Source organism: Paenarthrobacter sp. (assembly GCF_031180005.1).
Classification (GTDB): domain Bacteria; phylum Actinomycetota; class Actinomycetes; order Actinomycetales; family Micrococcaceae; genus Arthrobacter.
Window position 1 is genome coordinate 162316 of the sequence record NZ_JAPSHI010000006.1, and the last position, 9151, is coordinate 171466.

9 protein-coding genes are annotated in these 9151 nt (G+C 63.6%); 4 read left to right on the plus strand and 5 right to left on the minus strand.

Annotated features, from left to right (window positions below; translation table 11 throughout):
- Nucleotides 1-49 precede the first annotated feature (49 nt).
- Nucleotides 50-667: a PadR family transcriptional regulator gene (locus RIF72_RS06915; RefSeq protein WP_309074107.1), complete on the plus strand. Its 618-nt coding sequence runs from the start codon at nucleotides 50-52 to the stop codon at nucleotides 665-667.
- A complete protein-coding gene (locus RIF72_RS06920) occupies nucleotides 660-2177 on the plus strand; it encodes a DHA2 family efflux MFS transporter permease subunit (RefSeq protein WP_309074108.1) in 1518 nt (505 codons plus the stop codon). Before RIF72_RS06915 ends, RIF72_RS06920 begins: the two co-directional genes overlap by 8 nt.
- A gap of 25 nt (nucleotides 2178-2202) precedes the next feature.
- Here the strand turns inward: RIF72_RS06920 and RIF72_RS06925 are convergent, their stop codons facing one another.
- The 5 genes from RIF72_RS06925 to RIF72_RS06945 form a co-directional block, all read right to left on the minus strand.
- A complete protein-coding gene (locus RIF72_RS06925; protein WP_309074109.1) occupies nucleotides 2203-2952 on the minus strand; it encodes a GNAT family N-acetyltransferase in 750 nt (249 codons plus the stop codon).
- Between the two features lie 17 nt (nucleotides 2953-2969).
- Nucleotides 2970-3995: an ATP-dependent 6-phosphofructokinase gene (locus RIF72_RS06930; RefSeq protein WP_014922397.1), complete on the minus strand. Its 1026-nt coding sequence runs from the start codon at nucleotides 3993-3995 to the stop codon at nucleotides 2970-2972.
- 200 nt (nucleotides 3996-4195) lie between these two features.
- Complete coding sequence (locus tag RIF72_RS06935; protein WP_017200254.1) at nucleotides 4196-4444, minus strand: PspC domain-containing protein; 249 nt, start codon at nucleotides 4442-4444, stop codon at nucleotides 4196-4198.
- Between the two features lie 49 nt (nucleotides 4445-4493).
- Nucleotides 4494-4868 (minus strand): hypothetical protein, encoded by a 375-nt coding sequence (locus RIF72_RS06940; RefSeq protein WP_375164203.1) that lies wholly within the window; start codon nucleotides 4866-4868, stop codon nucleotides 4494-4496.
- Between the two features lies 1 nt (nucleotide 4869).
- The gene (locus RIF72_RS06945; RefSeq protein ID WP_309074110.1) at nucleotides 4870-6624 is read right to left on the minus strand and encodes a PspC domain-containing protein; all 1755 of its coding nucleotides are present in this window, start codon (nucleotides 6622-6624) and stop codon (nucleotides 4870-4872) included.
- Between the two features lie 125 nt (nucleotides 6625-6749).
- On the opposite strand from RIF72_RS06945, the gene RIF72_RS06950 reads away from it, so the two are divergent.
- Nucleotides 6750-8324, plus strand: a complete 1575-nt coding sequence (locus tag RIF72_RS06950; protein WP_309074111.1) for a PspC domain-containing protein — start codon at nucleotides 6750-6752, stop codon at nucleotides 8322-8324.
- Nucleotides 8321-8995, plus strand: coding sequence for a response regulator transcription factor (locus tag RIF72_RS06955; protein WP_309074112.1), 675 nt, complete (start codon nucleotides 8321-8323; stop codon nucleotides 8993-8995). Before RIF72_RS06950 ends, RIF72_RS06955 begins: the two co-directional genes overlap by 4 nt.
- Nucleotides 8996-9151 lie beyond the last annotated feature (156 nt).

Sequence of the window (9151 nt, forward strand, 5' to 3'; positions counted from 1 at the left end):
CTCCACGTGGAATAGTTGTTGTGGAGTATCTGTTACGAAAGGGGTCAACGTGGCCAAAATCGCGGAGTTGACCCCGCTCGGGGTCGCTTCACTGGCGCTCCTGGCAGAGGAACCCATGCATCCGTATGAGATGTACCAAGTGCTGATGGCACGTCATGAAGACCGCCTCGTCAAAGTCCGCCCCGGCACGCTTTATCACGCAGTGGGCAGACTGGCCGAGAACGGACTGGTGGAGGCCGCAGGAACGGAACGTGAAGGCAACCGTCCTGAACGGACCACGTACAGGATTACCGCCGCCGGACATGAAGCCCTCGATGCGCGGCTCCAGGACATGCTCTCCACGCCCGTCAACGAATACCCCGTGTTTCCCCACGCAATCGCCGAGGCCCACAACCTTCCCGCGGCTGTGGTGATGGAACTGCTGGCGTCGCGGCTGGTAGCCCTCGGAGCCGATCTCGACTTCCTCGTTCATGCCGAGGCAACCGTGACGGCCAAAGGGCTGGATCGTAAGTACTGGATCGATATCACGTATCAACAAGCAATACGCCGAACGGAGATCGCGTGGATCCGCGAACTCCTCGAGGAGTTGCGCAATGGGCGCCTGCCCTGGGATGAACCCCGGCCAACTTCAACTGAACTTTCATACCCAAAGGAATCCCTTGGATAACGTAGCAAAGCCGTGGCCCGCCCTATGGTCATTGGTGGTGGGCTTCTTCATGATCCTCATCGACACCACCATCGTGTCTGTAGCCAACCCTCGGATCATGGAGGGCCTCAACACGGACATTAACGCCGTCATCTGGGTCACCAGTGCCTACTTGCTGGCCTACGCTGTGCCCTTGCTGATCACTGGCAGGCTGGGTGACCGATTCGGGCCCAAGAACCTGTACCTGATCGGCTTGGTCGTCTTTACGCTCGCCTCGCTGTGGTGTGGGCTCTCCGGTGACGTCACCATGTTGATCGCTGCCCGGGCAGTGCAAGGCTTGGGTGCCGCCATGATGACTCCCCAAACCATGGCCGTAATTACGCGCATTTTCCCTCCGGACCGCCGTGGTGCAGCCATGGGACTGTGGGGAGCCACAGCCGGCATGGCTGTGCTGATCGGACCGATCCTCGGTGGCTTGCTGGTGGACAGCCTCGGCTGGGAGTGGATCTTCTTCGTCAATGTACCCATCGGGATTGTCGCCTTCATCCTGGTGATGCGTTTTGTGCCGAAATTAACCACGCACAGCCACGCGTTCGACGTCGTGGGCGTGGTGCTGTCCGCCGTCGGCATGTTCCTGCTGGTTTTTGGCATCCAAGAGGGCCAGACGTACAAGTGGGGAACAGTCACAGGCTTCGTTTCCGTCTGGGGCCTGATCATCACGGGGCTTGTGGTCCTGGTGATGTTTGTCGCCTGGCAGTGGCTCCTTGAGCGCCGCGGAGGGGAACCCTTGCTGCCGCTCGGCCTGTTCAAGGACCGCAACTTCTCCCTCGGCAACACCACCATCATGGCTGTTGGCTTCACGGTGACCGCCTTCCCACTGCCCACCATCTTCTACTACCAGACCGTGCGAGGCCTGACACCTACGCAGTCTGCGTTGCTGATGATTCCCATGGCCGTTATTTCGGGAGCACTTGCCCCATTCGTTGGCAAGCTTATAGACCGTGCCAACCCGCGCTGGTTCGCGTCCTTTGGCCTCGTCTGCCTGGCCGGGGCATTGTTCTGGACGGCGTCCCTGCTGGGGCCGGATACTCCCATCTGGATGTTCCTGTTGCCCAGCGCACTGCAGGGCGTTGCCAACGCCTTCATCTGGGGGCCGGTGTCCAACGCGACCACCCGCAACCTGGAACCACGCCAGGCAGGGGCAGGCTCCGGCGTCTTCAACACCACGCGCCAAATTGGTGCCGTCCTCGGTTCGGCTGCCATCGCCGCCCTCATTCAGTCGCGGCTCGCGGCGGAATTGCCCGCAGCTCCCGCCGGGGCTCCTGTGGGCGAAGCCTCCATGGGCGGCGTGCTACCGGAAGCGCTCCACGCAGGATTCTCGACGGCGATGAGCCAGTCCATCTTGTTGCCTGCCTGTGCGATTCTGCTGGGTGCCGTGGTGGCGTTGTTCTTTGGCAAGCCGAAGTCCGTTGGAGGTTGGGGCGGGAAAGCCGCTGCAGAACAGGCCGTACAGGAACCTGTCCGGAAATAGCATTTGTTCGGTGTGGGGTTCTTTGTTAGCCGAGGAGTACGCTCGCGTGGAGCCCGCCTGTGGCAAAGCCAAGGCTGCGGGCCATCGCGAGCGCTCCGGTGTTGCTGACATCGGCCTTCCATTGAAGGGTCAGCCCGGATGCCAGGGCCTCGTGCGCAGCGATGGACGCGGCCAACGTGCCCAAGCCGCGTCGTCGCCAGGGAGGCGCAACCAGGACGCCCATGTTGGCCAGGATGCCTTCCCACTCGGAATAAGCCCCGCAGGCCACGGGCGTGGGCTGGTCCTCTTCGGGGTGCATGATGGTGAAACGATGCTCAAGACCTTGCAAACCAACCTCATTGACGTCATCAGGCGGGCATAATCCCTCCAAGCTGATTGCTTCGGGGTTGCCCTGCGAAACCGTGAGTTCGTCGGACGGCTGCTTGAGCGGTAGATCGTCCGCAAAGAACAAGGCGGATGACCCGAGGCCGTGTCCGCCGTGTGATCGGGTGATGGTCAGCAGCGTCACGTGCTGAGCGAGCTCGGTGTCCGGGATTGATGCCGCATTGTCCAGTGCCCATTGCGGTCCCACGAGCGCCGAGACGCCAAAGAGACGGAGGAAAACCAAGGCCCGCGCAGAATCATCCACGCGGACTATGCGGTTGCCGGGGTCCCCTGGGTCAGTAGCAGAAGCGGTGAGCCGGGTAGCTGCGGCGGCGAAAGCGTCGTCGTCGAGCCCCAAACGGCGAGCCCACGCCAGCTGGATGATGGCAGCAGACGTGGGCTCTAGAGTCATGGATTCAGCCTAGTCGACTAGCCGAACAACACAGACGCTTCGTCGTAACGGTGTTGCGGCACGGTCTTGAGCTTGCCGAGTGCTTCCTCGAAGCCCACGTGGGAGATGTCCGTCCCCTTCAGGGCCACCATGGTGCCCCAGCGGCCTTCCACCACGGAGTCGATGGCTGCCATGCCCAGACGCGTTGCCAGGACGCGGTCGTAGGCGGTGGGGACGCCGCCGCGCTGGATGTGGCCGAGGATGGTGGCTCGGGTTTCAATGCCCGTCCGCGCTTCGATTTCGGGGGCGAGCTGATCAGCGATCCCGCCAAGGCGGGGACGGCCGAACGTATCCAGGCCGCGCTCGGAGTGCGGGGACTCCATGTGGTCCGGAACGAAGCCCTCGGCAACCACTACCAGCGGCGCACGGCCACGGTCGTGGGCTTCCTGGACCCATTCAGTGATCTGTTCGATGCTTGCCTTCTGCTCCGGAATCAGGATGGCGTGGGCCCCGGCTGCCATGCCGGCGTGCAAGGCAATCCAACCGACGTGGCGGCCCATGACTTCGGCGATCATGCAGCGGTGATGGGATTCGCCGGTGGTACGCAGCCGGTCGATGGCCTCAGTGGCGATCTGGACAGCCGTATCGAAACCGAAGGTGTAGTCAGTGGCATCGAGGTCATTGTCCACGGTCTTGGGGACGCCAACGATCTTCAGGCCAGCATCGGTGAGGCGCTTTGCAGCTGCCAGTGTTCCCTCGCCACCGATTGCGATGATGGCGTCAATGCCAAGGCGTTCCATGTGCGCTTTGATGACATCCGGGCCACCGCCGTTTTCGAACGGGTTGGTGCGGGAGGTGCCCAGAATAGTGCCGCCCTGCTTGGCGATACCGCGGACCATGGTGCGGGGGATGTCGATGACATCACCTTCAACCACACCGCGCCAGCCGTCGCGGAAGCCCACAAACTCCTGGCCGTGGATGGCAATGCCCTTGAGGACTGATCCCCGGATCACTGCGTTGAGGCCGGGGCAGTCGCCACCGCTGGTAAGAATGCCAATTTTCATGTTTGCTCACTCATGGCTTGGAGGAATACGTGCAGAGCGCCACGCTGAGCTCCCAATGATTGTAGACGCGCATGTGGGGTGGGACACAAACGGTTACTTTTGCCCCGGGCCGTGCGGTATTGGAAACCTGGCTGAAAAACAACGGAACGCCCCGCCAACTGGCGGGGCGTTCCATTGTTTCGGCTGGCCGTAACCGGCAACTACCGGGAACGCTGGCTGATGAAGGATTCGAGTGCGATCTTGTTGTTCTGGTCCGGCAAGATGAGCCAGCCCAGGATATAAACCACGAATGCGGGGCCGGGCAGCAGGCAGAAGAGCAGGAAAGCGACCCGGACGTACGCTACGTCGACCCTGAGCTTTGCTGCGATTCCGCCGCAAACTCCGCCGAGCCAGCGTTGCGGACCACGCTTCAGGCCGAAGCCCCTGACGATGCTGAAGAACTTGTCCATAGCTACACCCTTCCCTGTTGCGGTTGCTTTGTCACGTTGGTGCTTCCAGTCACTTCGCCGGGCTCTTCGGTGTTCCGGAACCTTTACGCGCCGACAGGAGACCACCGATCACCAGCGCTGCGCCTGCGCCGATCATCAGGCCAATCAGGACATACGTACCGTTCAGAGTGACCCAGCCGAGGGTCGAGATGACGATCAAGGCCGCGAGGGCGATCACAATCAATCCCCACACCACTGTGCCTATCCGCGCCTGCCGGGGTTCGTCGTCGTCCGCATGCTCCACCTTGAAGCTGGGCTCCAACGGTGGCGTGAGCGGGATCTGCTGGAGGCTCGGCTTTGGAAGGGACTCAGTGGGGCGGGTTTCCTTGGGCAGGGCCTCAGTGGGGCGGGTTTCGGGTGCCTTGCCTGGCTCGTTGGTGCTCATATCAGTTTCCTTCCTGGATGGTCACGTTGCTGAACGTGCCGTCAATTTCCACCACGAGGTTCGCACCGGCCTTTTCGGTGTTGTAGAGCGTCCTCTCGTCCTGCAGGCGGCCACCCCGGTCCGTGCCACGTTCGTTGAGGTTGCCGAATGTCATGTCCGCCCTGACCTCCACGGGGACGTCATCGGGAATGATGACGGTGACATTGCTGGCCGTTGCGTCCACGGGAATGATGACCTCGGAGATCAACGGCGGCGTGAGTTCCATTTCGCTCAAGTCGAGCTGGCCCTTAGCTCCGGTGACGTTGATGCCCAACCGGGCTTGCTCCAGGCTGGTTGGCGCCCAGTTCACGTCATGGAAGGTGAAGCGGTCGCCGTCCCTGGGGACCACATTGAAGATCCCGCCAATGACCAGGGCGGCCACGGCGAGGAAGCCAAGGAAACCTGACGTCCGTCCGCGAAGTCCCGCTATGAGGATGCCGAGGCCGAGTACGGCGGCACCTGTAGCCCAAACCACTGCATTTCCCGAGTTGCCCAGATCGATGACGTTTCCGGCGTCGAGCGCTTTCAACGTACCGCCGGCCAGAAGTGCCGCACCGGCTGAGACTGAAACGATCGCAGCCCCGGGACCCCTGCGCTTGGGAGCGGCGGGCTTGGGCTGCCAGCCTTGCGGGGGAGTGGAATCGTAAGGAGGACGCGGGCCGGAAGGCGTGGACGGTCCCGAGGGGCCGAACGGCCCTGAGGGGGGAACCGGGCCGGAGCCCTGCCCATGACCGGAGCCGTAGCCTCCTGCCGGTCCATAAGCGCCGCCTGTAGAAGGAGACCCGTAGGTTTTGCTTCCGGCCTGGCCACTGCCGTAGACGGGCACACCGGTGTTGGTGCCGGTGGTGGTGGACGCGTATGACGTGGGAGTTCCGTAGGCAGTCGCGCTGCCGGATGCTGCGGAGTAAGGCGTGGCGGTGTAATTCTGATGGCCCACAGGTGGAGTTCCCTTCGAAGCTTTGTTGCGTTGAACCAGGAAGTAGATGAGGTAGAAGACGCCGCCCATCCAGAAGAGCGTCCAGAACAAGCCGGGGAGGCCATCCCATCCCCAGCCCCAGAATCCGCGGCCAAGGCTCGGCAGGCCGATGATGGTGGTGATCAAGGCCCCGGTCATGCCCCCTGACCATCGGCCGGCGGCTGCTTCCTGCACATGGATGCGGCCGTCAGGCTCCGGGAGGAGTGCCCAGGCCACGCCGTACAGCAGCACGCCGACGCCGGCGAAGAGTGCCAGGACAATGAAGATGCCCCTCACAATCAGCGGGTCGATGCCGAACCGGTGGGCCACTCCGCTTGAGACGCCGCCGATCCAACGGTCCGGTCCCCGACGGATGCCCTGGTTACGGATCCAGTCGAAGAAGTTCTGCTGAGAGGCTGCGGGAGCACCGCCTGCTGGCGGGTAAGCGCCGCTGGCAGCACCGCCTGCTGGCGGGTAAGCGCCGCTGGCAGCACCGCCGGCTGGCGGGTAAGCGCCGCTGGCAGCACCGCCGGCTGGCGGGTAAGCGCCGCTGGCTGCACCGTTTCCCGAGGCGGCGCCTGGTTCACCAGGTGCCTCGGAAGATGCCCCGGACGTGGCGCCAGGGGCGCCGGACGCGGCACCCGGGGCGCCGGACGCGGCACCCGGGGCGCCGGTGGAAGCGCCGTTGTTGGCGCTCGAGCCGGATTCGCCGGCGGTGCCTGGCGTTCCGGGTTCCTCTGGGTTCATGCTGTTCGCGTTCATACTTCGATCCTGCCGCCCGGACCACCCTGCCCTCTACTGGGGGATACCCTGATTGATCCCTGAGGGACCCCCGAACAACGCCGGATCCCGGTTCGGGGCACCCTCATCCGTGTTTGGATTGGTACATGACAACCGTTGTTCAACGCCCCACGCTGGTCCGCAGCAGCGACCGCATGATCGCGGGCGTTTGCAGCGGCTTGGCCGATCACTTGGGCTGGCCAGTCAACTTCGTCCGGCTAGGCATGATTCTGGCCTGCTTCGCCGGGGGAGCCGGCGTGGCCTTCTACGCATGGCTATGGACCATGGTTCCCACTGCGGACGAGAACGCCAAACGCAATGCCCGCCGCCCGGCGTCGCCCATTGCTCCTGCGGTGAGCCTCCCGCCCACCTCCGTGGCCGCCGGCCCTTCCGCAGCGACAGCGTACGACGCCGGCCCCTCGCCGAGCGTCGGCGGCGCGCCTCCGGTTTCCGGTTCAGTCCCGGGTAGCCGTTCTGTCTCCGGCAATGGTTCTATCCCGGGCAACGGTTCTGTCCTTGGAAATGCAGGCACCGTGCCTGTGGCCGAACCTGCCGCCTTTGGCAATGCCGCGTCATCCTGGGACTGGGCAGGATCCCGGAGCGGGGCAGAATTCCGGGACGAAGCAGCCAAGGGCAGCGGTAGCACTTTGTCGTCCTGGTTCACGTTCCGCAAGATCCAGTACGGCAAGGAAATCCTGCTCGGCGCAGCCTTGCTCTTGATTGCCGCGATCCTGATCGCCCGCCAGTTCGGCGTTGACGTCCCCTTGGGCACGCTTATTCCGGCCGCCGCCATCCTGGGGGGCGCAGCAATTGCGTGGATGCAGCTTGATGAGACCCGCCGGGCCGGCTTGGTGGACAAGACGAAGGCCGACCAAGCCGGCGGCTGGACCCGTCTGGCAGCGGGATTGGCCCTGGTGGTGGCCGGCGTCCTGGTGATGGTGTCCGGTTCGGGGTCGTGGGAGCAGACGTGGCTGGCGCTGCTTGCCTCTGTCGCTGTCTTGGGCGGGGTCGCCTTGGTGCTGCTGCCGTGGGGGCTGAAGTTCTGGAAGGACCTTGAAGCCGAGCGTGCCGGCAGGGTCCGTGAAACTGAACGCGCAGAGATCGCTGCCCACTTGCACGACTCTGTGCTTCAAACCTTGGCGCTCATCCAGCGCCGGGCAGGCTCCGAGCAGGACGTCATCCGGCTTGCAAGGGCCCAGGAACGCGAACTCCGCTCCTGGCTATTCAGCGATCCCGCCAAGGAATCGGGCCTTCTGGCAGACAGGATCAAGGCCGTGGCGGCAGAAGTGGAGGACTCCCATGGGCATGCCGTGGAGGTAGTCACTGTAGGAGACACTGATATGACGGACCGGCACGAGGCCTTGGTCCAGGCAGCCAGGGAAGCCATGCTCAACGCCGCCCGCCACGGCGGCGGAACGGTCTCCGTGTACTTGGAGAGCGCCGCCGGTAGCACTGAGGTCTTCATCAAGGACCGCGGCCCGGGCTTCGACCCTGATGCTGTCCCGGATGACAGGCTCGGTGTTAAAGAGTCGATCATCGGCCGGATGAAACGGCACGGCGGCACCGCGGTCATCAACAGCAGCAGCGACGGAACGGAGGTCCGGTTGACCCTTCCATCAATAAGTTCGGACGGCGGCGAGCAGCGGAATGGCGAACAGCGGAATGGAGAAGCGAAGCAATGAACAACAGCCCTGAAAGTGGTGCCGGACGCAGGGTGCGCGTGGTCATCGTGGACGATCACACCATTTTCCGCTCCGGATTGAAGGCGGACCTCGACGAACGCGTGGATGTGGTGGGCGAGGCCGGAACCGTGGAACAGGCCATCAGCGTCATAGCCGAGACGCGCCCTGAAGTAGTTCTCCTGGACGTGCACCTTCCCGGCGGGCTGGGCGGTGGCGGCCGTGAAGTCCTTGCCGGCTCCGGCGCTTTCTTGGGCACCACCAGCTTCCTGGCCCTGAGCGTGTCCGACGCCGCCGAGGACGTGGTGTCGGTCATCCGTGCCGGAGCACGGGGCTACGTCACCAAAACCATCTCCGGCAAGGAGATTTCCGACGCCGTCATCCGCGTGGCCGATGGCGACGCCGTCTTCTCTCCACGTTTGGCAGGCTTTGTGCTGGATGCCTTCGGCACCGCTCCCGCCGACATCGCCGATGACGAATTGGACAAGCTTTCTGCCCGCGAACTCGAAGTCATGCGGCTCATTGCCCGGGGATACAGCTACAAGGAGGTTGCCAAGGAGCTGTTCATCTCCATCAAGACGGTGGAAACACATGTGTCGGCGGTCCTGAGGAAGCTCCAGCTTTCCAGCCGCCACGAACTCACCAAGTGGGCAGCGGAGCGCCGCCTCCTCTAACGCCCTCTCACGTCCCGCGGGCTTGAGCCGATCGCTCGTTACCTTTTTCGTAGCCTGTTTCCTGGTGCAGGATATGGGTGTGCTGGCCTGCTGATCCCGGCATGATTGCGTCGCTCTGTCGATCCGATGATCTTGAGAGTGTTGTCACCGGGGTTG